A 25,540-nucleotide genomic window follows, 5' to 3' on the forward strand; every position below is an offset into this window, starting at 1 on the left:
GTGGGTCTCCTCAGGTGGCGTGCTTGTAAAGCGGATGACTCGCTTGGTCGAAGCACGGGTCGTTCACTGCGGCGTCGAGATCGTTCTCAAGCGCAGCAACCTTCTGGCGCAGGGTGGCGTTAGCCGATTCAAGTTCGCGGACCTTCTGCTGCGCTTGGTGCGCCTCCTCCTGCGCTTGGAGCATCTTTCCGCGGGCTTCGGAGCGGCGGCGGTCAAGCTCTGCAGCGCGGGACTGCTCGTGCGCCTGGGCAAGCGTGTCGAACTTCCTGCCACCGCTCCCCGAGCGGCTCGCGTTTCGTCCAAGGCGAGCCCACTTGACCGCCGAGTAGACGGCGAGCCCCAAAGAAAAGAGCGCGCCAACGGGCAGGAGCCAGCCGAGCCGCGCAGCTAGGACACCGCCAGCCATTGTGAGGAAGCCCGTCAGAAGGAAGCCCGCACCCGCGAAGGCCGCGAGTGTTGGCCAACCGCGTTGCGGGTCTGCTTTGATCGATCGCGCAACCATCGCGACGATGGCGGCCACTGCACCAAGGGTCAGCATTGCGCCCGGCATGTATTCCCGCAGCGCATAGAGCAGCACGCCAAACCCCAAAACCGAGACAACGACTGCACCCAAAGTCTTCATTCCATTCTTCTTCTTCCGTGGACGGTTGCATCTCTTCGTTGAACGAAGTATCACGTATTCCACGTTGAAGGCATGCTGAACGGCTCCCAGAACCGTTTTGCCATGTCCAAGTTGCCCATCAACGCCGTTTTGGCTGCCCGTATCCGGGCGGCGCGGAATGCGCTGGGCATCTCTCAGTCAGAAGTTGGCAGGCGGATGGGATGGGCACCTGAGGTGGCGTCGAGCAAGATCAATCGCTACGAGAACGAGCGGCACTTGCCGAACTTTGAGACCGCTCAGGAGCTTGCTGAGGTCCTGGGGGTGCCACTCGCTGCACTCTGCACGGGGGACGATCGAGTCGCCGAGGTGAACGGCCATCTCGAAAAAATGAGCGCGGCAAAGCTCGATGCCGTGCTCCGGCTATGCCGTGAGATCTCCGGGCCTCAGCAGTATTCAGAGATCCAGAGGCGCCTAGGCGTAGTGGATGCCAAGGACAAGCAAGACGAGTAGACGCTTGGCTATGCGCAGCGCGAACTTTTGATGGGAGTAGTCGTCCTGAAACCGCAGTTCCGCAACCGCGCTCACAAAGCGCTTGCACGCGCCCGCGATCAAATGGCGTCAGGCAACCTGCGCTACGCGGCGCTTGAACTCAGGATGGCGATCGAGGCGCTCACCTACGACCGGGCGCTTGCGTATGAGAGGGAGCTACCGGCCGAGGCGAGGACCAAGTGGCAACCTAGACAGGTGATGGATGCTCTGCTGGAGATCGATCCTCATGCGGGAACGAGCTATCGAGTGAGCATAGGCAAGGAGCCGGCGCTAGGTGTCGCACCTGAGAACATGACGGATCTTGGCGAAGACGTCGTGTTTGGCCTAAGTGAGATCAAGCGGCACTATCACGCACTCGGATCTTATCTCCACATGCCGAGCATGCAGCAGGCGAGTGAGGCGGCGGTTGTCGACGAGACGCGCATGCGCGAACGCATTGAAGCGACCGCAGAAGCCGTGTCCAAATCACTCGCGTCTAAAATTTGGAACTTCACGATAAGTCCGACCTACACGTTCAATTGCCTTCGCTGCGGACATCCCGTGCACAAGCGCGTTGCGGATCAGGTTGATCAAATCGTCGCCCACTGCCCTGAATGCAAGGCGCCGCATGTCAACACGCTTCAAGAAGACGGCGAAGTGATCTGGCGCGCGCGGTGGGAAGAATTTCCATGCCCTACCGAGAATTGCGGAGGCAAGCACTGCAAGTTCCCTGACGAGCTAGTGCCTGGCTTATCTTGGACATGTTCCGATTGCGACAGGAGCTACTACTTGGTTCTGGGCACGCTCCCTTACACGGCGCCGCCCACTGCTGAATCAGCGACATGATCTTTGCCGTGCATGCGCGTGGTCAGAATTTTCTGACCGGATGTCTAGCAAGCGCCTGATTCGGCCATCCCACACCCTGCCGTATGTTTGTGCCGCTGCGGACCTCGCGCAGGAAAAATGCATACCTTGGGAGCAGTGATGAGCGTCAGGATGGCCGCTTCGCGCGCTGGCAGATTCCTGATTGCCTTCTTCACCGGCGCCGTCGCACTGCGTTCGGCGCGGTTGACTCCGAGAGAAGAGACAGGCGATCGAGACGGAGCGGCCGTTAGCGCTCAGCCCGCCTTGAACACCGAGCGTTGACCAATTGCTTTGGAATTTGCGGTCGGTTTCGCAAGGCAAGGAAGCAAGAAGTCTGAGGCGCTCAGGCCGCGCTTGACTTCGTCCCTGAGCCATCTCGGCTGGCTGCCGCGCCCCGTCCAAGTGTTTCGCTTGTTATCCGGATCCCTATATTTCACTGCTACCTTGCCGGCCTTGCGTCTGCGAGGCTTTCGGGCTGATGGCTCGGAAGCTTCGTCTCCGAAAAGCGCCTGGATGGTATAGCCATGCTCGGCTGCGATCGCGGTGAGCTCTTGTCGGACGATGACGATCGGGCGACGGCGACAGCGACAGAGGGCAGTTTTGTGCTTTCGGGCAGCAGTGATGAGCGCGCCAAGTTCGGGCACATCGAAGGAAGTGAGGTCAAATTTCATGTGCCGAGCGTCGTGTGAGGCACATTGACTGCCAAGCGATAAATGGCCTTCTCTCGAGATAGGCTGATCCGAACGGGAAGCTAGCTACTCGTGCGCCATCGCGAAGCAGAAATCCCATGCGAGAAAGTTAGCCTTGGTCGGCTTGACTCAAGAACATTTGGCATTAAAAAGGATTTTTAGAATCGGACTTATTAGATGAATGCTGCGCAGATAGCCTATTGGATACTTTCCGGCGTAATGCTCGTATATCTGACGACGGATGTTCTACGCAATCGATCTGGCGATAAAAAATCCGATCTTAGACAGGACGAAGACGCTGAGTAAAATCGTGAAGATGATTGTCCATAGCACAACGAGGCGATGCGTCGGGGTGCGGCTTGGCGAGTTCCAGCGGTTGTAGGCCGTGTCGCCCGCAAACGCAGTTGCGATTCCGAAAGCTAGCCACAGCGCAAATGCTGCCGGCAGAGGAACAAGGCCATTCGTAGTGTTTGGCCCCATGAAAAAAATGTCGCCCGCGAACATGCTTGCGATGCCGGTGGTGACTAAAGGTTTACTGCTCATGTGGCGCTTCCAAGTTGATCCCGGCCTTTAAAATACTGCCGTTAATCCAATTCCAGACGTATTGTTCGAGCCAAGCTTGATGGGTTCATGCCCGAAGCTGGCTTAGAAGAACACGGTCGTTCCCATCCTGCCTGGTTGTTAGATCCTCGCTCACCGCCTCGGCGCTAGCACTGCACTCAATCCACCGAGCTGACTTAAACCCGGATATCGAGATCGTAGTTGGAAGACCCGCCCCGTCGAAATTCCTTCGCCGCAGAATATCTCTAGTCGTGAAGTCGATGCGAGCCGCGAGCTAGCAGCGCCGCTGTCATCGTCGCTGGGCGCATGCGCGTGCGAACGCTAGCGACCGGCCCTTTAAGCCGCTCGCAATGCGGTCGTAACAGGGAGCTGCGCCGCGCGCACTGCTGGGAAAAGGCCGCCCACGAAGCCGATCGCCAGCGCCCACTTCAGGCCGCTCCACAGCAGCGTAGGGGTCACCAAGAAATCGAAGGTCATCTGCCCCACGCCGCCTGCAATGGTCGATGCACCGTAGCCATCGAACACCAACCAAGCGACGAAGCCGCCGAGCACCCCGCCCAGCAGGGCGAGCAGCATCGTCTCCAGCATCACCGCCACAACCACCGGCAGACCACTGAAACCGATCGCGCGGAGCGTTGCGATTTCGCGCGCACGTGCGGCGACGGTCGCAAACATCGTGTTAAGCGCGCCGAACACCGCGCCGACCGCCATGATTGTGCCCACCACGCTGCCGATGATGCGTAGCACCTTGCTCATGCCCTCCGACTGCTTGGCGAAGTACTCCAGCGTCGTGCTGACCTCGACCTGCGTGCGTGGGTCGGCGTCCAGCGTCGCCTTAAAGGCCTTGAACGCGCCGGGGCTCGTCAGCCGCGCGGTGATTGACGCGCGGCTCGAACCGCGCCGATAGGTCATCGACACGACTTCGGCATCGGCCCAGATCTCCGAATCGGTCGCATCGTTGGATTCGAACGCGCCGACGACCTCCCAGGTATCGCTGCCCAGACGCACGGTGCCGCCCGGCTCGAGACCGGCGAACTGGCGACGCGCGCCCTTGCCGACGATCAGTTCGCGACGCCCGGTCTCAAACATGCGGCCTTCGACGATGCGAAGCTCCGGTCGTACTTGGAATGCCATCTCGCCGACACCGCGAAACTGCACGCTGCCGTCTTCATCGGGCGCACCGCCCCGCAGCGGGAGGTTCGCGGCGACCAAGAGTTCTGGCGAGGCGAGCGGACGCCCCTCGGCGTCGCGCGCGATCTCAGGCGCTTGTACGACGGTGTTGATCAGCGAGCGGTCAAGTGTCGACATCACTTCGGCTGCAGAGCCGCCGCGCAGCACAATGGCCGTTGACGGGCTGCCAGTGCTGCCGACGGTGTGGCGATAGCCCTCGGCCATCGACAGCAACGCGACCAGCACCGCGACCACGCCGGCGATACCGATCACGATCACCGACGAGGCGCCCAGACGCTGACCCAGCGTGCTGATGCCGACGTGGCTGACCGAGGCGGCCTGGCGACCGCCGTGGCTTAGCAGCATCCACAGCCCGGCGACCACCGCGAGTGCGAGCAGCACATACCAAGGCGCGAGTATCCAGACGATCAGCGCGACGGTCAGCGCGAAGACGAGGCCGGCGTTCTGCAGTACAGATTTCAGGAAAGGATGCATGGCGGTCTCCTCAGCGGCCTGCGAGGGCGTCGACGATGTTTAGGCGCATTGCGCGCAAGGCCGGCAACGCGCCGACGACTAGGCCAATGGCAAGCATCAAACCGAACCCGAGCAGCCAGCTTTGCCACTCAATGCCAGGAAGCCTAATAATGTCGCCTGCAGCCAAGTTGACTGCTGCGCTCACTAAGGCCGAAAGTCCTAGGCCAATCACGCCTCCGAACAAGACCAAGAACACGGACTCTGCTAGCACCAGAGCGAGGACGCTAGCGCTGGAGAAGCCAATTGTTTTCAACACAGCTAGTTCACCAGTGCGCTCACGCACTGCTTGCGCCATCGTGTTACCGGTTAACAGCAGCAGAGTGAAGAAGACCGCTCCCATGATTGCACCGACGATCATTCCGATATCGGCCATCTGTTTAAGCTGCGACGCCATCGCAGCGCCCTCAGTCATCGTACGGGTCTCATGGGGAGAGTTTGCGGACAGCGCATCGATTGCTTTGGCCGCTCGATCGGCGCGACGCACGTCCGAGACGCGGCTGATGTACCAACCCACGGTGTTGTCCACGTTCGGTGTGGACTCCGCGAAATAGCTCCAGTGCATCAACAGCAGCTGATCATTAAAACCTCCAGCTTTGCCGCCTCGATTGCGTATGACGCCCGCAATCTCGAATGACCAGTCCATGGATCCGTCGCTATTGGGGTAGATAGGAGACTGCAGCGGGATGCGGTCGCCGACCTTCCAGTCGAAGCGCTGCATCAGCTTCTCCCCGACCAGCACCCCGGTGCGCGTGCGCGCGAAGGCATCGCGCTCGGCTTTGTCGACAACGATCTCGGGGTAGAGATTAAGATAGTTCGGCGCGACCGCGAAGGTGAACAGTTGGTTGCGCGGCCCTTGATACGTGCCGCCAAACCAGTTGGCGTAGGTCACCGCTTCGATGTTGTCGACCAGCTCGATGCGCTTGCTCAGCGCTTGCGGCAGCATCTCCATCATCGATAATCGGGAGGACGTCTGCAGGCGCTGAGCCCCGTCTGAGTTTTGGCCGAGTTGGACGAACGCAACTCGAATTCCATCTAACAGGCCAAACAGCAAGAAGGCGGCAATGATCGATGCGACTGTAAGCAGCGTCCTTGTCTTGCGACGGATGAGTGCTGACCAGATTAGATGTAGATACTTCATGCGTTGTCCCTGCGAGTACCGGCTTCCAGAGAGGCTAAGCGGAGCCTTCAAAGTGGTTGGAAGGCGCGCCGAGTGAATATCTCGAGCAACCTCTAGACCGGCAGCGCTACGCTGCTTGCGCGTGCTCGCCGACCAGCGTGCCCTTATCCAGATGCAGCGTGTGACTTGCGTATTCGGCGGCCTTTGGGTCGTGCGTAACCATCACGATGGTCTTGCCGTGTTCGCGGTTGAGCGTCTGCAGCAGCCCCAGGATGTCCTCGGCCGACTGCCGGTCCAGATCGCCGGTCGGTTCATCGCAGATCAGCAATGTTGGGTCAGACACGATCGCCCGGGCGATCGCGACGCGCTGCTGCTGGCCGCCCGAGAGTTCGTTTGGCTTGTGCTTCGTGCGGTCTGCAAGCCCGACCAACGTCAGGGCGATCTCGGCGTTGCGCTTGCGCTGCGCACCTGAGAGCCTGGTCAGCAGCAGTGGCAGTTCGACGTTCTTCTGCGCCGTCAGTGCCGGCATCAGGTTGTAGAACTGGAAAACGTAACCGACGTTGCGGCTGCGCCAGCCTGAGAGCTGCCCGGCGCCCATGTTGTCGATGCGCTCGCCGCTGACGGAGATCTCGCCGCCGCTGGGCGTGTCGAGCCCGCCGATCAGGTTGAGCAGCGTGGTCTTGCCCGAGCCCGACGGGCCCATCAACGCAACGAAATCGCCCTCGGCGATATCGAGGTTTACCCCGTGCAGCACCTCGACCTTCTCCGGTCCGCGCTGGTAGGTCTTGGTGAGGTTGCGGATCGACACCAATGCCATCGTCATTCCCCTATCTATGTTGCAGAAGCACAGCGATTGCGCGGGCGGGTGCCCGCGGTCCCTTATTTCTTGATATGCACGCGGCTGCCGTCAGCGAGCGCGTCGGGCGCATTCGCCACCAGCTCTTCGTCTGGCGCGACGCCCGTGGTGATCTCGACATTGCCGCCAACGCGTTCGCCTACTTCGACAGAACGCTGACGCACCACGTCGCCATCGACGACAAACACCACCTGCGCGCCGTCACGCTCGGACAGCGCCGTCGCGGGCACGCGCAGCAGGCGCGATGTATCGGCGTCCTGCGCAGGGGGTGCGTGCTCAAGGAAGCTCACCGTCGCGCCCATGTCTGGCACGATACGGCCGTCCTTGGAATCGAGTGCGATGCGCACCTTGACCGTCGCTTTGCCACGGTCGGCGGCGGGCACAATTGCGATCACGCTGCCCGGAATCTTCCAGTCCTGATAGGCGTTGAGCGTGGTCTCGACCGGCATGCCTGGCTTAACCCGACCGATGTAAGACTCGCCCACGTCGACCTCGACTTCCAGCGAATCCATATCGACCAGGGTGCCGATGCCGGTGCGGGTGAAGCCACCACCGGCTGACAGCGGCGACACGATCTCTCCCGGCTGGGCGGCTTTCGCCACCACAACGCCGGAAAACGGCGCGCGCACGAGCGTGTCGTCGACACCGATGCCGGAAATGCGCAACTGTTCCGTGGCGACGGTCGCGTTGCGACGCGCGGTGGTGAGCTGCGCATACAGTGCGTCGCGCTGGGCGACCGCCTGCTCGTATTGCGCTTTCGACACCAGCTGCTGACCGACCAGCGCCTGCATCCGTCCGGCATTCGCGGCCGCTTCGGTCAGCTGCGCCTGCACGCCGGCCACTTGGCTGCGCGCGGCTTCGAGCTGCGCGGCCGAGAGGTCGCGGCGCGCATCGGCGTCGATCGGGTCCAGTGTCGCGAGGATCTCGCCTTCCTCGACACGCTGGCCCTCCTCGATCCGCACCTCGCGCACGCGCCCGGTGATCTTGGCCGAGACCGTCGCCATGCGCCGCGCGACGACGTAGCCGCTGGCATCGAGCACCGATCCCCCGGCAACGCCCGCGGCGCTCGGTGCGACGACCACCGTGGTCTCGACCTCAACGGAGCGCTCGCCCAGCACCGAGAAGCGGATCACCAGCAGTACCGGCAGCAACGCGGCGATGGCCAAGCCGATCCACAGCCCGCGACGCGGCGGCCGGGGTGGCGCGCTGCGGTCGATGCGGAGTTCTCTCAGCAAATCCACCTGCCTCACAAACCTGCCTCAAGCCAAACCCAAAGAGCCGATCGGCTCGCGCGTACAACAAAAATAGCGTGCAGAAGCATCGTCAATCCATGAAGAAGAAACCAAGAGCACTAGAGCTATACAACAAATGCTTGCACGTTAGTTCACGCACTCGCTCTTCTTCGCGTTAGGCCGCCACTTGAAGTTCTTCAGCGGCGCCCAGGCTCGACTCTCATCCGTATTGAGCACGCTGTCAGAAAAGACCTTGATTAAGAGCTTCCGCAACAAGAGCGCGGTTGCCACAAGGAGTAAGATCGCCACCGCGATCTCCCAACCAGCCACCGTGTCGGAAACAATCCGCAGCGGCATTGAGAACGGCATGGTTGGGGGGAAGAACGACAGCGCGACAAAAAACGAGTTGTCGGGCTCCTTTGCACCGCCGAGGCACAGCAGCAAACACGTCATTGGGGCGAGAACAAGCGTATTGCGGATTGGCGATTGTGCGCTCGGAAGCAGCGCAGCAACGAGAGCGAACACCATTACCCAGAAGAGCAGACCCAGCGCGCTCAGCAAGGCCGCCAGAAGAATCATTGGCGCAGTGTGTGCGGACTCGAGCATCTGCTGCGGCGTCAAGAAACCCAAGAGCAGCGCTGCCGCCAAGCCATAGATCGCGTAGCTGAAAATCGTCTTGAGCCCATGGAGTAGAGCGGCAATCACCTTTCCGTCTATCCAGACTGATGGCGGGATTGCGGATAGGACGATCTCGCTGATCTTTCCGAACTTCTCTCCCGCAATTCCTTGCAAGATAAGTGTCAACACCGAAACAATGGAGAGGATCGTGAGAACAAGGATTGCGATAGAGGCGCCGTAGCCAATGGAATTTGAACTAGTGCTCGCTGCGTTAATCGCGATCGGTTCAATCGTTGGTGGAGTTGTGAGTACCATGAAATCTGCGCTACTCACGCCAAAACGCTGAGAACTCAACTTCTGATGGATGGGGGTAAAATCCGAGACGAGTGCTTCGTGCCATAGCACACGGTCTTTGGTCTGAAGCTGATAGTTGCCCTTCGAAACCTCGTGGATCAAGCCATCTATGCGGCCCGCATTTAGTTCATCCAAAGAGCTGGCGCGCGCACTAGGCGGCACGGCTGTGAACAAAAAACGATCGCTCGCCTCGACTGGAAGTTGCGACAACTCTGTTTCTACAGAAATTCTAATGTCCTTCGAAGTCGATACCGCCATCAAGGCGTCGCCTCCAAAGCGTACGGCTGCGATCAAGATCAGTATAGCAATACTGATGATTTCGCCTTTGAGATCAAAAAATCTGCGAAACTCGAATCGCGCGATATCCAGAGTTCTTGAGTCCATTTCAGATCCCGGCCTTGCTTGAGTTGATCGATTCGACATATGCCTCATGCAGGCCAGGTCGACTGGTCTCAATGTCGATGACAGATTCGTCTGACGCTATGCGACTAAGGGCGCTCGTAAAATCTCTTAGAGAGCTTGCGCCGAATGTCAGAAGCAAGCAATCGTCGGAAACACGTTCTGCAGAGTGCGCGGGAATCTCGTCAAACTGAGGGTTCGCGCCGGGAGCGACATATACAAGAACGCGCCTCTGCACCGCGTTGCGACCGTCATCCTCTCGACGCCGAAAGTTAACGATTTCAGAGGCGCGTCCGGCGTTGATCATGATGACGTTAGTCGCGATTTTCTCAACAATCGACAACTGATGCGCTGAAATCAACACTGAGGCGCCCCGGGCGGCCTGCTCCAGAATAACGTCTGACACAAGATCTTGATTGAGTGGATCCAAGCCCGAAAACGGCTCGTCTAAGATCAGCAGGTGGGGTGAGTGAATGAGGCAGACAGCGAGTTGTAGCTTCTGCTGATTTCCCTTGGAAAGCGACCTCACCTTCTCTGTGCGCTTATGATTGAGATCAAAGCGTGTTAGCCATTGACTCACCAGGGTATCAACGGAAGAGGACTTCACGGCACGAAGCTTCGCCCAATAGCGAAGCAAGTCCTGAACTTCAACATCCTGATATAAACCTCGCTCTTCTGGGAGAAACGAGATCTTCTCCTTTGGCAAAGAACTGTGTAAGGGCCGGTCGAGCCATTTGAGTGCCCCCGAGTCTTGACGAGCTAGGCCGCAGATAATGCGGAATGTCGTCGATTTCCCGGCGCCATTGGGACCGATTAATGCGCTGACTGCGCCGGGAGGCACCTTGAAGGAAACGTCGCTGACCGCCGATACATCTCCAAAGGATTTTTGGATTGATTCCAGCTCTAGCAATTCTAAGCCCTCAATTGAGCGGTGGCGAAAGTCTCGATCTCAGTGGTCCGCACTTTGCGCCAGCCTCGCAGGAACGCTGTATCGCTGTCTTTCACTGACGCCCACACCTTGATCGCCTCATCCTGGTCTGTTGACGAATGAGCAAGAGCATCCAGCGCAGAGAGTCGGATGCGATCGATGCTGTGCTGCTGGGCGATAAACCTGAGCACATCTTTCTGCTCATCGTTTCCGAGAGCTGCAGCAGCGTTGAAGAGTGAAATAGACGTGGTGCGATTGATGAGATCAGAGATCTTGCTCGCTTGAAGATCGAACGCGTACTGATCCATCATGGATGCTCTCATTGAATTTTCCATAATGTTCAGTGAGACTGAGAATGAGTCTGCAGGAAGCTGGTTGTGGATGTCGGTAAATGCACGATAGAGCAGGACCTTGCCAGTGTCGAGCTTTGATTGCTCAATAAATCGGAGCGGTACCGACTCCCCTCGCACGCCATCGCACTGGTCGTAGTCGTATTCGAAGTAGTCACTCCAGTAGCCAGGGCCGTGATATCCCACGGTGAGGAAATTGAAGTTGTGATCGTGCGGTTTATTATAGAAGAACGGATCCGTCCCGCTCGTCTTCACAACTTGGTCCGCATTCGAAGGCCAGAAGCATGCGCGCATGAAGAAAGATTGACCCTTTCGTTGAGGCCTATAAAGCATGAAAACTTGAGCAGAGTAGTTGTTCGATGACTGGAGCGTGTCGTAGCTCTTTAACTCTTCGCAAACCATCTCTGCGAGAAATGACTTGTTGTTCGCCAAGCGCCGTAGCATCGGCGCAGCTTCCATAAGCGACGCCTGATCCTCCGGCGATATTTTGTTCTCGAACATGTACTCAACGACTTCGTCTAGGTCGGCCGCCTTAGTTTCATCGCACGCGATTGTCAATGGCATGGAATTACACCTCGTTGAGAATCTGAATTGTCTTGATCGCGGCTTCCCTGACCTGGGGATGCGGATCTTCCGTCGCTGCTCGTTCGATCCTGACCCGCGCTACTGGCTGATCAAGCGCAACCAGTTCCCGCATCAGATGCCATCGGACAAAATGGTCGGGGTGGTCAGAGAGGTTGGATAGATGTTCTGAACCAGCTTTCCAATCGAGCTCGCGAATTAAAGTTGCCAAGAGCTGAATCCGGGAAGATTTCATATCCGAGGCGGTGCACGAGTGAAGCTGCCCATCCGAGCTGTAATGCGCGTTTACCGGTATTCTCGCGCGGTTTCTCACAACGAGAATAAAAAGGACTGACGAATCGAGACTCGCGATTGACATGCCATCAACGCCGCCCTCCATGAACAAGACATCGTCGTCGCTGAGCGCTGCGTCCGGAACCGGCTTCATGAAGCGTGTGGTCAGCGCCTCATTACGCCCGAACGCCTCCGATTTCCAAAGGTTGAGCACTGCGTTGCCAGACTTGACGAATCTGATCAGAGAGTCCGTTCCCTGCATAGTCGTTCCGTAGACCGTGTTTTGATCTCTCTTGTTCTTCTTGACGCGCAGAGCGATTGCTCCGACCGTGACTAAGGAAACGCGAATTTCTTCATCGTCATAAAGTACGAACCCATTAAATACGTCGGTGTCGACTGTCCTGACCGCAGCTGAGTAGATGGGCGACTGCGTGAATCGGCTCAGCTCCTCATTGACAAGTGTCTCGATATCCGAAAGCGACATCACTCGCGACGCTTTTGTCAGAAGTTCTTCTACATGTCGGGCATCATGTACTCCCGCAAGGCGGCTCGATATTTCCTTAAGGCGCGCTTCAAATCCCCTGGACTTTAAGCGCCCACCTAATTGCGCCTCGTCACTGGAAAATTTATAAAAACAATTAAGATTATCAATGTCATCGCAGATATGCAGTGTTCTCGCCGGGTCGCGCATACTTATCCCCTGGGCTGAAAAAACTGGCGCAGGGCCAGCCCTGCGCCAGTTCAAAATTTTATCTGTCCAGCTGCTTATTGATCATGATGCCAGCAATGACGCCCAGCGCGAAGCAGGCATGAGCTCCTGCGTCCTCAAATCCGCCCGCGCCGACAATAGCTACGTCAAAAGATAGAGCTGGAAGAGTGTTCGCATCGATCATTTTCAGCTCCATTTTCAGACCACCATGATGATGACCATGACCGTAATGGTCACAGGCTCGATAACTGAATCGATTTTTGAAGTGCCTCCCATTCCGACATCAAATTCCAATGACGGAACGCTCGCGATATCAATCTGTTTCATTGAATCTTCCTTGTTTCGTAGATCGGATCTTCCAGACACGACTCGCAGGAGTCGCACGTGTCGCTGTTGAAGCTGCGACTCCGCTCTTTTGCTACAAATAAGATGAGTCATCAAGTGGTGCCATCTCAAGGATTCTGCGTCAGCGACTCGTGCTTTTGGAACTTGATACCGCATCGAAAGCGCCGCTGACGGAGCGATGCTTAGCGCAACTACACAGTGTCCGCTGAGCAGCAGCGCACAGGATTCGAATGACTGCTGGGATGCCTTACTCAAGCTCGCGGAATTTTCCTACACGAATCTCGCTACAAGGCCTAGGAGTGGCCGTTGGAATAGCGACGCCCGCTTGGCACTGCATCATGCAGCGCTGTTGACTGCGAGGACGGAGGAGCCTAATTGTTCGCTGCCGGGGAGTAGTAGCGCGTGACATCGCACTTGGATCGAAAGTCGTCAGGCCTGTGTTGGTTCTTGGTGCCGCAGCCCTTAGGCTCGTGTCTGTGCTGCGCTTAAATGGGGATGAGAGCAGCTTCGAAGGAGGGTTAGGCAAGCTCGCTCTTGGCGATGCGTCTCGATTTCCGCGCGCGCTCGCTTCAAGTTGTTGCTGCGTCTTTGCAGTTAAATGTGTGTGCTGCTAGCATCGAGTGGTGCAGGGGGGTAAATGGATTTTTTGACATTGATGTCTGAGAGAATTCGCAGCGCGCGTCGATCAACAGGTTTGTCTCAAACGCGGTTTGCTGAGCGAGTTGGAGTTCACCGATCTGCAGTAGCGCAATGGGAACGACCTGGCGGTTGCAACCCATCACTTGAGAAACTCGTTCTCATCACTGTTGTTTCGGGTGTCGGTATGGATTGGTTGGTCAGCGGGCGGGCGCCCGAAAGATCGCTCAAGCTAGAAGGGATTACTGCAGTTTCACTCGAGTACTTGGCGAAGGATTCAATGGAGGAGCGCGCGCTTGTTGCAGTCAGGAGCGTTCCAGCTTCGAGTAAGATCAAGTTTGTTGATCAGATTGAGTCAACTAGCGCAGCGCTTCGTGAAGAGTTTTATCCGGGCCACAAATGCCCTTAGCGAGCCTGCTATTAGTGAAGGCTCGGCGTAGCGGCAGCAAAACAAGAACGTTGCATATCTTGGCGCGCTTCTCACATATTTTCTCATCGCGCCTAACCCTCAGCAGACGTCTTCGGTGCCCTGATCGCGCGCCCTCTGAGGCAAATTTTCTCGTAGCGGCACGTCAGGGCCGCCGCTTGGTTTGGGATGCATAAGGCGACGCTCCAACCCAATCCCGCACTCTTCGAGCCCGGCCCGAAGTTGCGGCACGCTTAGCTGCTGCATTTCACCGCTGCTGAGCGCGGAACGTATCAGCGGCTTCTGGGCGATCGCGAGTTTGCAAGTTTGCGGCTCCGGCAAGAGAAACTTGCGCGTTCAAAGCACTGGCCTCTCGTTGTGCAGGCGGCCTCACGCTCGGGAAGCTATCAAGGGCCAACCGAGTAGCGGTGTGCAGAAAGCAGGGTGATTCTGTGCTTCCTACAGAATTCGATGCATAGATACATGACGGTCTGCTTCTGCACGTCGAGATTGGGCCGGTGTCTCATCGCGCGGAACTGGCGCTGACGCCCTGATCTGAAAGTCCGGCGATACGTCCGAAGCACTCGGTAGGGGCGTCTTTTGTTGCCTGACTCTGCGCACTATCGAGCCTCCCGTGATGCCAATAACTCGTCGTTCCACACGTTCTTGATCTCATTGAGCCGGGACGCTTCCCCCAGAACGCGAGACCTGGATCTGTCAGGTTCCCAAGGAGCCAAGAGGTGAGAAGCGCGATCTCAAAGCATCAGAACAGAGAGATCTCAACCGCCTGAGGCACCACTAGGCCAACCGCAAGTTCGTGATGATGCTCGGTCTCTGTCATCAGAAGTCCTGGCAGAATTGATCGGACATTAGGATGAACACCGTCATCAATCATCGAGTTGTACATGTCGATTACGAGCCTAGAGTTAGCTGGACTCAGGGAGCCTAGGCGCTTGCAGATTTTCGATACCGCATCCCCAAAAAGCGTTCCGGCAAGCCTTTCGCGCAACTTCGTCTCGATGATGGTCCACGCTGCCAAGCGAAGCATCTGCTTCGATCTCCTGCGCATAGCAAGCCACTTCTAAACTGACGCGAAGCGTGGGAAAGAAGGCCGCACGATAGCCGATGAGCGCGGTGTTGATCGCGACGCGACACGTATTCCTGGCGTTCAGGCGGAGTAGAGAGCAACACGACCTTTAAGTCGACTTTGAATCGTGCGATTCATGAACGCATCTAGCGCATCGCAGCGTTCCAGCGCGTCGAGATGCACGGCCAGCTGATGCTGCGCAGGCATGCTCAGTGTCTAGAAACTGAAAAAGCCCTAGCAGTTGCATAACATCTTGATGTGGAAGTTGGGCGAGCAGAGCTGGACATGCCGGAATCGGAGATGTCCAACAGATTTTAAAGGTTGGGGCACCCAACCGCAGGGCCTGGGGCGCAGGTCTGCAGGACGTCCAGCCTATGTTCTCGAAAGCCTTCCCAGGTTGCCGAGCTGCGTGTCGGCTTACACCACTACGACGTGTAAGAGAAATCCTGAGCAATTAATAGTCGAGCCAAAAAAACATCTAAAAGCAAGGGTCAAAGCGCGATCGATGGCGTTCGCAACGACGTGTAGTCCACTCTTTATGTGTGTTGACAGCGTAAGGGGCGGACCCTAGAAGTAGATCTCCATGATGTTTCGTGGCTGCATAAATCTTCCAACTCTAATGATTGGGTGTTCGGTGAAGATGGTGTATTCCACTCTGCTGATGACGTTTGTTCTTTCTGGCATAAGTGAATCCATGGCCGCTGCTCGCTTCTTCGTCGCGATCTCTGGGGAGGGCGCGCATTGAGCAGAATGATCATGGAGGGGAGCGGATTGTCTCTCGACGCATCGCCGCTCTCGCGAGCAATGTTCGCGGCGACTTATGATCTCTTGGCGTTCGAAGGGGACTTGGACGCGCAGCGTGCTCGGATGGAGATCTGGGCGCGTAGTGACGAGGTCTCCGCACTTGCCGCGCTACTGCTAAGCGGAAGACAGCGGCAAGCTGCCTCCACGGGAGCGTCGATCGCGGTGCATGCGGGGCAGATCAATCTTTACAGCGGTGAGGCATTTTCTCTGACGCTGCAGAGGTTTCCGGCCGCGTCTGTGAGTCGATGGTTGGTCGTAGATGCGTGCGATCAGATCGTTGCTAATGTCAGTGGTCTCGATCTGCGTGTGATGCGCTATCGGAGCGTGGGGGAGGGCGCCACGCTCGCGCTCATCTCAGATCACGATTTCGGCGTGGGCTGCGCAGTCGCGCAGCTTGGGGGATCTGGAGCACTTCATATCGATGGCGGGCAAGGAGGGTGGGCGCTCAGATTTGGAAGTGCTCCCAAGCTGCCGTATCAGCAGTTCTACGACACCTCTACGCTGGCGAGAACTCACATCGCTTCGTCGCGTTCACGCGACACGGCTCAAGTGAATGCACTTTTGCTTGCCGGTCAGTTAAGGGCGAAAGGCGCCGCTGTAGGCGTGGAGGTCATTGCTCGGAATGCGGCGTCTCCCCATGTCCAGTGGATGGCGCTTCGGACACTGGTCGCCATTGATCCTGCGCGCGGTATCGAGTGCTTGGAGCATGAAGCTGCCCACGGGTCTGCCGAAATCAGCCGTCTGGCTCAGCGTTCGCTGCCCGGTCTTCGAGCCGCGATGTCCGCGGTCGAGGTCGCGTAGTGCCACGCATCTGGCAGGCAGCTGGTGACGCCAAAAGTGCACCTCTCCAGATCAGTTCGCTGATTGATCATCTGGACTCATTAGCGGGGGCTGCGTTGGGTAGTCGCCTGGACGAGACGGCGATGCTGCTCGCGCGCGTCGCTCAAGATCGCGATTGCATCCCGAGCGCGGTCCTGGGATTGTCGATCGATCCAAAAAAAATGCTGGTCGATAACGCGCACGTCTTCGTCCTGCATCAGACGGAGCGATATCTGATACGACTCGTGGTTTGGAGGCCGACGACAGGCGTTGAAGACGAGGCGTTTCTTTATGAAGGCGCGCATGACCACAATTTTGATTTAATGACCGTGGGCTATACGGGATGCGGATACCTGACTGATCTGTACAGCTATCAGGGGAATGGTCAGTCTCTCAGTGAGCGAGAGACTGTTTCCATAAATCGGCACGGACGATTTCAGCTTGCGCCAGGCACGGTTCTATTTCTCAGTGCGGGATGCGACATCCACGCGCAGCATGCGCCAGACGAAGTGTCAGTCAGCATCAATATCATCTGTTACTCGAAGAAGACTTTTCCCCAGCATCTTTTCGAGATCCAATCGGACTCGGATCTTGCGGTCGTGACGGCCGTACTCGCATCGCGCGAGGTCCATAACGAGCAAGATCTAATGAACTCACTGGAAGAGGCCCATCGCGCACGGAGCGCGCATCAACCACCGTAAGAAAGGAGTTAGTTAATCATGGAACAAGATCTCTCGCTGCTCATGGCAAATTTCGATGCAGACGTTGGCGCCCACGTTCCATGGGCGAGCGCATTTGACCCTAACGACGCAGCACGCTTCCTGCTTGGGCTGATCTTTCCCAAGTAATCGTAATGGGCGCGTAGCTTTTATCGCAGCCGCCGCGCGCTAAGTGGCGACCACCCTGGTCTCACGATTTGAACGTCACTCCCTGTGGCCCTCTTTTGGGGGCTACTAGGAGTGATCCTGCGCGCCTGGGCTTTGCGGACATAATCCGAACGGAGACGAAGTTGTTGGACACCGCGTTTGGCTGGCAGCTCGCGTCGACCGGCGCTTGGCAGTCGCGCCAACGCAGGATCTCGATGTGTAGTGGCTTAGGCCTGCCGAAGCGCTCATGCGCCTCCATGCAAGATCTAAAGGATACGCAGGAATGGCAGGAGAGCGTGGGTGGCTGCCATCGGATGAGCTAGGCTGGCATCAAGTTCTCAATCCCAGCCATGTCAACTGCGGGGCTATTGCGCATCAAGCGGACTTCATTGCGCCGATTCTGCCGTAACCAGCTCCCTAGAGCAGGAGTGTTCACCTCTGGAGGCTTCACCCCAGCGCGCGATGCCCGCGGCGAACGGGAGAAGACAATGAAAAAAGCGCAAAGAAGCTCAACGCCGGCCACCATGGAAGGGTGCAGTTGGCCAAATCGGAAGGTCACGCACCTGATCTCGATGGCCCTGAGACTGCCGCTAGCTTTCACGGTAGAACACGCGCGAGAGCTGGCTTTGGCATCAACCAGATGGTTGCCGAGTATCGCGCGCTCCGCGCGTCGGTGCTGCGGCGCTGGTCAAAGCATGAAGCTTTTTCCGCTGCGTCGATCGACGACATCGTCCGTTTCAACGAGGCGATTGATCAAGCGGTTGCAGAGTCCTTAGCAGAGTATTCCGCCGAAGTAGAGTCCTGGCGTCAGATCTTTCTTGGGGCACTAGGCCATGATTTGCGCGGGCCTTTGACAGCTGTCGTGTTCACTGCCGATGTGCTCGTTGAGAAAACTCGGGGCACGCCGTTCGCGCGGCAAGCAGAGCGCATTTCAAGTGGCGGTTTGCGGATGACGCGTCTTCTTGACGATCTGCTTGGATACTGCAAGAGCAAGCTTGGCGCTGGTATGGAGATCAATCGCGAGCAGTGCGAACTCGGCCCGCTGATAGGCGAGGAGGTGGAGCTTTTGCGAGCGGCCCACCCTGATACCTCTTTCCGCTTTAAGTCGAGCGAACACACCGATGGAAGCTTCGACGCTTCTCGGATCCGTGAGGCCGTTCACAACTTGGGCACCAACGCAGCCAAATACGGGCAGGCCGGCACCGATGTAGGCGTTGAGGTCGCAAGCAATGCAGAGGAGGTCAGGATCACGGTCTCCAACTCTGGCGCGCCACTGACCGAAGCTGCATTACAGTCTCTTTTCGATCCGCTCAGGCGCGGATCTGCGGATGCCTCGAAGGACGAACGCTTGAGTCTCGGCTTAGGGCTCTACTTGGTTCGAGAGATCGCCGCCGCGCATGGTGGGGCAGTTAACGCGACGTCGGCTGACGGCGTCACGCGATTTGCAATTTCGCTCCCTCGGACAAGCTGATCCGTCGGCACATAAAGGTTTCAAAACACATCGCTGGCGCGACGCGCATTGAACGGTACTGCATGAGTTCTCGAACGAAAACTTTCGTGCATCAGCCGCAGATTTTGCGTCAGGCTATCTGCCCAGACGTGTTGGCACTCCCTCCCGTCTCGCGGTGCGCTGCGGCACTTGTTGAGGAGGAGAGAGCGTGGTGCACGCCCCTTGGTTTCCTCGTGAGTCGCTGTTTCAAGAGGATTGGGCAGTTTAGCGTCCCGGACCGGTCGAAGACGTCGGCCGCAACTGGCGCTGATGCGAGTCGCTGCTTCGCGCGCCGCCATCCGGCGGTTCATCGAAGGCCGCGAACGGATCGGGATCGATCAGAACGGCCTGCGTGATGTGGTAGTGGTGCTCGACGTGTTCGCGCGCCTCGCGCATCTCGCGCCTCGCCTCACGAAGTTGCGACTGCCCCCGCGTCTTGGCGGCGTCGGTCGTCTGGGCGCGCGCTATGTCAAACGCTTCGCGCGCAGCGCGGATGGCTGCGGATGACGCGCGCTCTGCGGGATTGATGGCCTGGGTGAGCTGGACGCGTGCACGCATGACGCGCTCCATGTCATCGTGCGGCGCGCGGAGCGCAGCTGCGTAAGTGGTAACGGTGCTTGAAAGCGCTTCGATGTCGAGAAAGAAGAAAGGACGCATGCCATAGATAGGTGCCCGGTCAACTTCGAGCGCGGCGAGGGCCTGCAGGAACCCTTGATCGAGCTGAGTGCCCGGACTGATCATCGCTGCCGAACGCGCTTTGCTGCCAGCTGTCAAGATTGAGTCGCGCCAGCGACCTAAGAGTTCGGATTCACTTCCTAACAAGCGTGCCCAAGAGTCCTGGCCGTTGCGCGCCTTACGGGCGAGCCGGCCGAGGTTCCGCGCCATCCAGCTGGCGGGTGGCCCCGACTCGCGCACGAGCAGAGCTGCCGGAGGCGGAGCCGCGCGGCGTGCGTAGATGCGATCAGCAAACGCCGCGGCATGCGAATGGCCTGGGGATGTGGGAACGAGAACGCCGCGTGCATCCGCCCGCGCTAGAGCGAGTTGCATCTCGATCTGGGCCGCGTCCAGTGGCGTCAGGGGACGGCGAGGCACCCGAAAGTCGGGTCTCGGTATCAGCGAGGCGTCTGCCTGGGCCTGCGGCGGCGCGCTACCGCCGCCCTCTTGATAGGACCTGATGATCGCGTTGACGAGCTCGGTGAGCGCTGCGATTTCTTTTGCACCGCTGCCGGAGCCTGCGTCAAACATCGCGCCGGCGCGGGAGCCGAAGCCTGATTGTCTGACTTGGCGTGCGGAGAGCAAGAAATGCGCTTCGATACCGGCGCTGGACAGCTTATGCACTGCGGCGAGGATGACTGCGCTGTAGCGGGCCACAAGCATCTCGCCAATCTGGCTTGCCAGCTCACTTTGTCCAACCAGGCTCAGGTGGCGGGCGAGGGGAAGGGAGATCAGGCGGCCGAGCCGTGCATTGGCGCGCGGCTCGAAGTGCTCGCTGGCAATCCAGAAGCTCTCGACATCCAGCGCAGAGCGCGGAGCGTCTGCCGGCGCGAGCATACGGCTACTGAGGATGCCATCCGCGCGGGAGCCCCGGTGCAATCGGTTGGTGCGGACGTCGAAGAGATCGATCCCCGCGAGGTGGGCTGCGACCTCGATGACCGAGTCGCCCCTGGCGCGGCCGAGATTTCGAAGATTGATGCCAATGTCTTCCATAACGCCTCCGGTAATTGTCGCTACCGATAAGGCGTTCGGGGTCCCTGTAAAGCGACTTGGTCAGCTCAATCGCAATCCATAAGCGAGGCATCGCGTATGTCGGGGGCTCACATCAAGCTTGTTTGAAGACCGTGCGCTTCCCGATCGACTTCGTGTTTGCTGTTGGCCTTGCGAGGCCATCGACCAAGAAGTCCGAGGGGGACAGGCCCCGCCTCACCTTCTCTCTGAGCCAGAGCGGCTGGCTTCCACGACCTGACCAGGTGTTCTTTCTGTTCTCGGGATCACGATACTTCACGGCGACCTTGCCCTTCGGGCGGCGGGTCTTGGACTTCGCAGCCTTCAACTGGGGAGCACTGACGCCGAAGAGCTCGTCGATCGCATAACCAAACTCCGCTGCCGTCGCGGTCAGCTCCGCGCGGACGACTGCGATGGGTCGGCGCTTTGCTAGCTGACTCTTGCGCTTCTCAGCAGCGAGAACGAGCGAGTGAAGTTGTCGCGCGTCGAATGTGGACAGATCGAAATTCATATGCGAAGCGTCTGTTGCGCGCCATCGCGTGTCAAGCTTTTGTGTTGCCATGTGACGGTAGACTGGTTAATGTCGAAACCGCTTGCGGGACCGGGGAATGGCTGACTCAAAGCTTGAGTATCACCGTCAGAACATCGAGCATGCCCGGCGCGCGGCCAGTATCGAAGTCTCGGCGCCCTATCTCCCGTTTGACGCCCTGCGCATTGCGCTGGATGCGCGCCCTGATGCGACGCTATTTCGCGCAGGCGTCGCGGATCTTTGGCTCGATATTTCCAAGCAGACGGGGGCGCGTCGGCGCGAGGCGCGAAATCCGCCGAGTCCCTTCAAAAAATCGAAGACGAATGAGAAGGTCGCCACCAAAGGCGAGGTCGGCGTCTGGGGCGATGCTTGGCTTATGATCGAGGCAGCAGCGGTGATGCAGCGGTCTCGCACCAACATGGGCCGGCACTTTGCCGAAGCAATTATCATTGGGCGCGCGCCGTTCCTGCTCTTGCGAACACGCTCGACGACTGAGGTAGTTGGCCACTGCGCCTGGCTTCCACAGCGCGCAGCGCCCGACCTTGACGCCCTGCCAAGTGAGGATTTTGACGTCGCCTGGCTTCGGCCAAGCGCGGCGCTTCGCCTGCGCTGGCAGCGGACAGAGGAGGCGCGCTCTTGGCAGGCGTTGGTGGAAGCGTGCCACCGCATGATCGAATCTGAGATTGACCGCTCAATCATCGCGCACGCAACTGTCGAGTATGGCGCTGCCAGTAAGGTGTAACCGCCTACCCTTTAGAACTTGCGAAGATTTGCCCATGCTTTTCCTCAAGTATTGAGCTTGCGGGAGATTGAAATGGGCAGGAAAAAGAAAGAATCAGCGAAGCAGCGAGCGAGGGAGAATTTCACTTGGAGCAGGGCGTGTCCGATACGGTCGGCGCTGCTAAGAAGGTCAACTCTGCCATCGAGAAGCTCAGGACAGCTGGCATCCTGCAATTACTCAAAGGTGGTGAGCGAAGCTTTGAAATCTCGCCGGTTCTGCGCCTTTTGTTCACGGCCGAGGACGTCGAGGCGCTTGGAAAGCTCTACGCATCGTCAGCGCAGACGGGCGCGGCGCCCGAAGACATGGATGAGGATGGGCAGGATGAGTAGTTCAGCCGAAGTTTTACGCTTGTCGGACCTGCCTGACCCTCGTGATGAGCAGTTTCGGATGCGCCAGCTCAGCGTCCTCAACTGGGGGACGTTCACAGGCCTCCACCGCATGCCAGTGTCCCCCGAAGGCACCCTGATCATCGGCCCAAGCGGAGCGGGCAAGTCAACGCTGCTCGACGTGATCTCCGCCCTCACGGTGTCTCCGCGCACGGTGCGCTTTAACGCGGCGGCCGATGAGAGCGGAAAGCGCGACCCGGATCGCACCTTGACGTCGTATGTGCGCGGGGCTTGGGCAGAGCGCGCGGATGACGAGAGCGCGCGCTCGCTTGCCAAGCAGTATCTGCGCACGAACGCGACCTGGTCAGCCGTGGCGCTCGAATACGCCAATGCGCTCGGGCGCGTGGTGTCGATTGTGCGCGTGCTTTGGGTGCGCGGCGCCGGGTCAACTGCGAAGGTGGAGAGCCACTTCCTTGTTGTCGACGCGCCGTTTGATCTCTCGGAAATCGGCGAGTTCACAGGCGAGCGTAAGACGCTGACGAAGCTTTTTTCAGATCCTCCCTATCGCTCGCACGAGAGCTTCACCGCCTTTTCCGAGCACTGGTGCCGAGTGGTTGGGATTGTCGAGCCGAACGCACTCAACCTTCTTCACCAGACCCAGTCGACCAAGAACCTGAGTGATCTGAACGCCTTTCTGCGCGACTACATGCTCGCCGAGGCAAAGACCTTTGAGATCGCCGACAGCTTGGTGAGTGAGTTCGTGGATCTGGATGAGGCGCATCGAGCGGTGGTGGTGGCGCGTGAGCAGATCGATGTGCTTGCCCCGTCTCGCGATGCCTACCGCGAGCGCGAAGCGGCCGAGGCGCAGGTCCAGCACGTCAGAAGCCTGATCGCGTGTCTGCCGCAGTTTCAAGCCAAGGAGACGGCGCGGCTTCGGCGGGACGAAGACGTGCGCCTTCTGAGCGCGATCGCCGCCACGCGTATCGAGTCGGAAGAGGCGCATCGGCACCAGCACGCATTGAGCGAAGCACTGGAAACACTTCGCCGTGCAGCAGACGCGGGCGGCGGAGGGGATCTGGCGCAGCTCGAAGCTGCGCGCGCGCAGCTCCTCCTGGATAAGGAACGGGTGGAACGACGGCAGGCATCAGCTGGGGGCTGGGCAGGCGCGCTCGGACTGACGCTGGCGGATGACCAGGCCACGTTTGCATCGCAGCTCCATGTGGCGCGATCGGAGCAGGCTCGGGCGGAGGAGCGCCTTGCGAGTGCGGAAGGTGAGCGAGACACGCTGCTCGTGGACGAGTCGCGTCTGAAAGGCGAGCTCTCCCTGCTCCGCAAAGAGATCGAGACGCTTGAAGGCAGCACGTCGAGCATCCCGAGCGATAAGCAAGATATCCGCACATGGATGTGCCGCGATCTGGGGATCCCGAAGTCGCGCGTTCCCTTCGCAGGTGAACTGATCTCCGTCAAACCCGAGAGCAAGGACTGGGAGGGCGCGGCTAACCGCCTGCTATGGGGATTTGGCACATCCCTACTCGTCGAAATTAACGACTACCGCCAAGTCGCCGCTTGGGTCGATAAGAACCATCTACGCAGCCGCTGGAGCTACTACCAAGTCGAACCCACGCTGAGCACCGGCAATCGTGAGCGGCGACCGGGTCTCCTGCTGAACTGCCTGGACGTAACTGAAAGTCCCTACCGGCACTGGGTCTGGAAGGAGCTTTGGCACTTGGCCGACTTCGAGTGCGTGGAGAAGTCGGCGGACCTGATGAAGGGTCAGCGCCGCATCACCCGAGCAGGGCAGATTCGCTTTAACGGCGGTCTCCACCAGAAGGACGACCGGTTTCGCGTGGATGACGAGAGTCGCTGGGTGCTCGGCGACAACCGGGCCAAGCTCGATCGCCTCGGGCGCAACGCGGCCGAAACTGCCGGCGCGCTTGCAACGATTTCCCAGCGGCGCAGCGAAGCGGTGCAAAGCGCAGACAGCATCCGCCTGCGCGCGCAGGCGTCGGCGCATCTTGTGGAAGTCGAGTGGCCGAGTATCGATCTGAGGGGTGCTCTGCGCAGGATCGAGGAGAACCAAGAGGCGCAGCGCGCTCTTTTAGAGCGCACGCCGGGGCTCATCGATCTGCAAGGCCAGCTGGTCCAGAAACAGGAAGAAGCCAAACGCGCCTTTGCGGACGCAACCCGCCTTACCCTCGATATCGAAGCGTTGGAGCGCCAGCGCGCCGAGAACGCGGGTGAGCTCAAGATGGCATCCGCCGGCGCGCTCGGCTTGCCACCTGAGGCCGGTGCAGGCCTGAGCGCGCGTTGCGGCGATTGGGCGCCGAATCTGAAGACAATTCATAGTGAACTTGCGCGCGTGCGAGAAGTGCTTGACCGCGAAAAGGATGCGATCACCGAGGCGATCAGCGCGTACGTTCAGGCGATCTTGCAGCGTTTTCAGGCGTTTTTGCACCGCTGGCCTGAGGAGCGAGGCAGTCTCCAACCCAGCCTTCCAAGCGCGACGGATTTTTTCGCCAAGCTCGATCGGCTAGAAACGGATGGTCTCCCCAAGCACGAAGCGCGTTTTCAGGAGCTTCTGCGAAAGCAAAGCATGCAGCGCCTTGCCGAGCTCTCCCAGCACCTTCATGAGGCGCGCGCGGACATCGAGAGCGGCATGGACGATGTCAACCGCGCGCTGCGTCCGGTCCCTTACAACCCGGACACCTACCTCTATATCCGCACCGTTGACCGGGGACTCGATGAGCCGCGCGAGTTCCGAAGGCGTCTCGGGTCGCTGTTCGCGCAGCGGGGGGAGCTGACGGAGGAAACCGCCGAGACGCAGTTTGAAGGCCTGCATTCCCTCATTCAGGACCTGCGCGCGGATGACGCGGCCGGGAGGCAGTGGCGAGACCTGGTGCTGGACGTGCGTAAGCACGTCGAGTTCATTGCCGATGAGTGCGACCGTACCACTGGGGTTGCCGTCGAGAACTACAGCGGGGCGGGCGGCAAGTCGGGCGGACAGCGGCAAAAGCTGACCGCGACCTGCCTTGCGGCAGCGCTTCGGTTCAAGCTAGGTGGGTCGGACGGCGGCGTGCCGTCGTATGCGGCCGTAGTGCTCGATGAGGCGTTCACCAAGACCGATAACGAGTTCACCGCGACTTGCATGCGCATCTTTACCGGCATGGGCTTTCAGATGATCGTCGCAACGCCCATGAAGTCAGTGATGACGCTCGAGGAGTTCGTGGGCGGGGCCACCTATGTGTCGATCAAGGATCGCAAGGTATCGAGTCTTTTGCATATCGCCTACGACGCGGATGCGCAGCGCCTTCGGCTTCCAGAGGGCGCGCGGCGCGCTGTGGAGCTTGCCGAGTGAAGTCGGCCCA

25 protein-coding genes are annotated in these 25,540 nt (G+C 59.0%); 10 read left to right on the top strand and 15 right to left on the bottom strand.

Annotation, left to right across the window (positions count from 1 at the left end; all coding sequences use genetic code 11):
• Positions 1-10 precede the first annotated feature (10 nt).
• Positions 11-622, bottom strand: a complete 612-nt coding sequence (locus LU699_RS15470) for a hypothetical protein (protein ID WP_232580239.1) — start codon at positions 620-622, stop codon at positions 11-13.
• A gap of 72 nt (positions 623-694) precedes the next feature.
• Here LU699_RS15470 and LU699_RS15475 point away from each other — a divergent pair, with 72 nt between their 5' ends.
• Complete coding sequence (locus tag LU699_RS15475; RefSeq protein WP_232580240.1) at positions 695-1,111, top strand: helix-turn-helix domain-containing protein; 417 nt, start codon at positions 695-697, stop codon at positions 1,109-1,111.
• 30 nt (positions 1,112-1,141) lie between these two features.
• Positions 1,142-1,975, top strand: coding sequence for a hypothetical protein (locus LU699_RS15480; protein ID WP_232580241.1), 834 nt, complete (start codon positions 1,142-1,144; stop codon positions 1,973-1,975).
• A 272-nt stretch (positions 1,976-2,247) separates the two neighbouring features.
• Here the strand turns inward: LU699_RS15480 and LU699_RS15485 are convergent, their stop codons facing one another.
• The 12 genes from LU699_RS15485 to LU699_RS18355 form a co-directional block, all read right to left on the bottom strand.
• Positions 2,248-2,664: an H-NS histone family protein gene (locus LU699_RS15485; protein WP_232580242.1), complete on the bottom strand. Its 417-nt coding sequence runs from the start codon at positions 2,662-2,664 to the stop codon at positions 2,248-2,250.
• 264 nt (positions 2,665-2,928) lie between these two features.
• Positions 2,929-3,225, bottom strand: a complete 297-nt coding sequence (locus tag LU699_RS15490; RefSeq protein ID WP_232580243.1) for a hypothetical protein — start codon at positions 3,223-3,225, stop codon at positions 2,929-2,931.
• 354 nt (positions 3,226-3,579) lie between these two features.
• A complete protein-coding gene (locus tag LU699_RS15495; protein ID WP_232580244.1) occupies positions 3,580-4,908 on the bottom strand; it encodes an ABC transporter permease in 1,329 nt (442 codons plus the stop codon).
• Positions 4,909-4,918: 10 nt separating this feature from the next.
• Positions 4,919-6,085 carry an ABC transporter permease gene (locus LU699_RS15500; RefSeq protein ID WP_232580245.1) on the bottom strand — a complete coding sequence of 389 codons (1,167 nt, stop codon included), beginning with the start codon at positions 6,083-6,085 and terminating at the stop codon, positions 4,919-4,921.
• 106 nt (positions 6,086-6,191) lie between these two features.
• Positions 6,192-6,881, bottom strand: a complete 690-nt coding sequence (locus LU699_RS15505) for an ABC transporter ATP-binding protein (RefSeq protein WP_425491641.1) — start codon at positions 6,879-6,881, stop codon at positions 6,192-6,194.
• A 62-nt stretch (positions 6,882-6,943) separates the two neighbouring features.
• Entirely contained in the window at positions 6,944-8,161 is a 1,218-nt protein-coding gene (locus LU699_RS15510) for an efflux RND transporter periplasmic adaptor subunit (RefSeq protein WP_232580247.1), read from the bottom strand.
• Between the two features lie 138 nt (positions 8,162-8,299).
• Positions 8,300-9,508, bottom strand: a complete 1,209-nt coding sequence (locus LU699_RS15515; protein WP_232580248.1) for an ABC transporter permease — start codon at positions 9,506-9,508, stop codon at positions 8,300-8,302.
• 1 nt (position 9,509) lies between these two features.
• Positions 9,510-10,433: an ABC transporter ATP-binding protein gene (locus tag LU699_RS15520; RefSeq protein WP_232580249.1), complete on the bottom strand. Its 924-nt coding sequence runs from the start codon at positions 10,431-10,433 to the stop codon at positions 9,510-9,512.
• A 2-nt stretch (positions 10,434-10,435) separates the two neighbouring features.
• The gene (locus tag LU699_RS15525) at positions 10,436-11,365 is read right to left on the bottom strand and encodes a transposase (RefSeq protein WP_232580250.1); all 930 of its coding nucleotides are present in this window, start codon (positions 11,363-11,365) and stop codon (positions 10,436-10,438) included.
• 4 nt (positions 11,366-11,369) lie between these two features.
• Positions 11,370-12,347, bottom strand: coding sequence for a hypothetical protein (locus LU699_RS15530; protein WP_232580252.1), 978 nt, complete (start codon positions 12,345-12,347; stop codon positions 11,370-11,372).
• A gap of 58 nt (positions 12,348-12,405) precedes the next feature.
• A complete protein-coding gene (locus LU699_RS15535; protein WP_232580253.1) occupies positions 12,406-12,561 on the bottom strand; it encodes a hypothetical protein in 156 nt (51 codons plus the stop codon).
• Positions 12,562-12,563: 2 nt separating this feature from the next.
• Positions 12,564-12,692 (bottom strand): hypothetical protein, encoded by a 129-nt coding sequence (locus tag LU699_RS18355; RefSeq protein ID WP_269781291.1) that lies wholly within the window; start codon positions 12,690-12,692, stop codon positions 12,564-12,566.
• Positions 12,693-13,365: 673 nt separating this feature from the next.
• Here LU699_RS18355 and LU699_RS18465 point away from each other — a divergent pair.
• The 5 genes from LU699_RS18465 (at position 13,366) to LU699_RS15550 (ending at position 18,799) form a co-directional block, all read left to right on the top strand.
• The gene (locus LU699_RS18465) at positions 13,366-13,755 is read left to right on the top strand and encodes a helix-turn-helix domain-containing protein (RefSeq protein WP_425491660.1); all 390 of its coding nucleotides are present in this window, start codon (positions 13,366-13,368) and stop codon (positions 13,753-13,755) included.
• A gap of 1,825 nt (positions 13,756-15,580) precedes the next feature.
• Positions 15,581-16,444 (top strand): hypothetical protein, encoded by an 864-nt coding sequence (locus LU699_RS15540; RefSeq protein ID WP_232580254.1) that lies wholly within the window; start codon positions 15,581-15,583, stop codon positions 16,442-16,444.
• Entirely contained in the window at positions 16,444-17,163 is a 720-nt protein-coding gene (locus LU699_RS15545; RefSeq protein WP_232580255.1) for a cupin domain-containing protein, read from the top strand. The genes LU699_RS15540 and LU699_RS15545 overlap by 1 nt, the downstream gene beginning before the upstream one ends.
• An 18-nt stretch (positions 17,164-17,181) precedes the next feature.
• On the top strand, positions 17,182-17,310 hold the full coding sequence (locus LU699_RS18360; RefSeq protein ID WP_269781292.1) for a hypothetical protein: 129 nt from the start codon (positions 17,182-17,184) through the stop codon (positions 17,308-17,310).
• Between the two features lie 550 nt (positions 17,311-17,860).
• Complete coding sequence (locus LU699_RS15550) at positions 17,861-18,799, top strand: sensor histidine kinase (protein WP_484497510.1); 939 nt, start codon at positions 17,861-17,863, stop codon at positions 18,797-18,799.
• A gap of 243 nt (positions 18,800-19,042) precedes the next feature.
• Here LU699_RS15550 and LU699_RS15555 read toward each other — a convergent pair whose 3' ends face one another.
• Together LU699_RS15555 and LU699_RS15560 are read right to left on the bottom strand one after the other, a co-directional pair.
• On the bottom strand, positions 19,043-20,524 hold the full coding sequence (locus LU699_RS15555; RefSeq protein WP_232580257.1) for a MobA/MobL family protein: 1,482 nt from the start codon (positions 20,522-20,524) through the stop codon (positions 19,043-19,045).
• Positions 20,525-20,636: 112 nt separating this feature from the next.
• A complete protein-coding gene (locus tag LU699_RS15560) occupies positions 20,637-21,050 on the bottom strand; it encodes an H-NS histone family protein (protein WP_232580258.1) in 414 nt (137 codons plus the stop codon).
• A 97-nt stretch (positions 21,051-21,147) separates the two neighbouring features.
• Between LU699_RS15560 and LU699_RS15565 the strand changes: the two genes are divergently transcribed.
• The 3 genes from LU699_RS15565 (at position 21,148) to LU699_RS15575 (ending at position 25,530) form a co-directional block, all read left to right on the top strand.
• Positions 21,148-21,810 (top strand): hypothetical protein, encoded by a 663-nt coding sequence (locus LU699_RS15565; protein ID WP_232580260.1) that lies wholly within the window; start codon positions 21,148-21,150, stop codon positions 21,808-21,810.
• 137 nt (positions 21,811-21,947) lie between these two features.
• Entirely contained in the window at positions 21,948-22,178 is a 231-nt protein-coding gene (locus LU699_RS15570; protein WP_232580261.1) for a DUF4194 domain-containing protein, read from the top strand.
• A 58-nt stretch (positions 22,179-22,236) separates the two neighbouring features.
• Positions 22,237-25,530: an ATP-binding protein gene (locus tag LU699_RS15575; protein WP_232580263.1), complete on the top strand. Its 3,294-nt coding sequence runs from the start codon at positions 22,237-22,239 to the stop codon at positions 25,528-25,530.
• The last annotated feature ends 10 nt before the right edge of the window (positions 25,531-25,540 follow it).

Source organism: Luteimonas fraxinea (assembly GCF_021233355.1).
Taxonomy (GTDB): domain Bacteria; phylum Pseudomonadota; class Gammaproteobacteria; order Xanthomonadales; family Xanthomonadaceae; genus Luteimonas; species Luteimonas fraxinea.

What these genes read in the sequence shown, in the direction of transcription:
- LU699_RS15470 (WP_232580239.1), bottom strand. Translation starts at nt 622, where the DNA reads ATGAAGACTTTGGGTGCAGTCGTTGTCTCGGTTTTGGGGTTTGGCGTG.
- LU699_RS15475 (WP_232580240.1), top strand. Translation starts at nt 695, where the DNA reads ATGCTGAACGGCTCCCAGAACCGTTTTGCCATGTCCAAGTTGCCCATC.
- LU699_RS15480 (WP_232580241.1), top strand. Translation starts at nt 1,142, where the DNA reads ATGGGAGTAGTCGTCCTGAAACCGCAGTTCCGCAACCGCGCTCACAAA.
- LU699_RS15485 (WP_232580242.1), bottom strand. Translation starts at nt 2,664, where the DNA reads ATGAAATTTGACCTCACTTCCTTCGATGTGCCCGAACTTGGCGCGCTC.
- LU699_RS15490 (WP_232580243.1), bottom strand. Translation starts at nt 3,225, where the DNA reads ATGAGCAGTAAACCTTTAGTCACCACCGGCATCGCAAGCATGTTCGCG.
- LU699_RS15495 (WP_232580244.1), bottom strand. Translation starts at nt 4,908, where the DNA reads ATGCATCCTTTCCTGAAATCTGTACTGCAGAACGCCGGCCTCGTCTTC.
- LU699_RS15500 (WP_232580245.1), bottom strand. Translation starts at nt 6,085, where the DNA reads ATGAAGTATCTACATCTAATCTGGTCAGCACTCATCCGTCGCAAGACA.
- LU699_RS15505 (WP_425491641.1), bottom strand. Translation starts at nt 6,881, where the DNA reads ATGGCATTGGTGTCGATCCGCAACCTCACCAAGACCTACCAGCGCGGA.
- LU699_RS15515 (WP_232580248.1), bottom strand. Translation starts at nt 9,508, where the DNA reads ATGGACTCAAGAACTCTGGATATCGCGCGATTCGAGTTTCGCAGATTT.
- LU699_RS15525 (WP_232580250.1), bottom strand. Translation starts at nt 11,365, where the DNA reads ATGCCATTGACAATCGCGTGCGATGAAACTAAGGCGGCCGACCTAGAC.
- LU699_RS15530 (WP_232580252.1), bottom strand. Translation starts at nt 12,347, where the DNA reads ATGCGCGACCCGGCGAGAACACTGCATATCTGCGATGACATTGATAAT.
- LU699_RS15535 (WP_232580253.1), bottom strand. Translation starts at nt 12,561, where the DNA reads ATGGAGCTGAAAATGATCGATGCGAACACTCTTCCAGCTCTATCTTTT.
- LU699_RS18355 (WP_269781291.1), bottom strand. Translation starts at nt 12,692, where the DNA reads ATGAAACAGATTGATATCGCGAGCGTTCCGTCATTGGAATTTGATGTC.
- LU699_RS18465 (WP_425491660.1), top strand. Translation starts at nt 13,366, where the DNA reads ATGTCTGAGAGAATTCGCAGCGCGCGTCGATCAACAGGTTTGTCTCAA.
- LU699_RS18360 (WP_269781292.1), top strand. Translation starts at nt 17,182, where the DNA reads ATGGAACAAGATCTCTCGCTGCTCATGGCAAATTTCGATGCAGACGTT.
- LU699_RS15555 (WP_232580257.1), bottom strand. Translation starts at nt 20,524, where the DNA reads ATGGAAGACATTGGCATCAATCTTCGAAATCTCGGCCGCGCCAGGGGC.
- LU699_RS15560 (WP_232580258.1), bottom strand. Translation starts at nt 21,050, where the DNA reads ATGAATTTCGATCTGTCCACATTCGACGCGCGACAACTTCACTCGCTC.
- LU699_RS15565 (WP_232580260.1), top strand. Translation starts at nt 21,148, where the DNA reads ATGGCTGACTCAAAGCTTGAGTATCACCGTCAGAACATCGAGCATGCC.
- LU699_RS15575 (WP_232580263.1), top strand. Translation starts at nt 22,237, where the DNA reads ATGCGCCAGCTCAGCGTCCTCAACTGGGGGACGTTCACAGGCCTCCAC.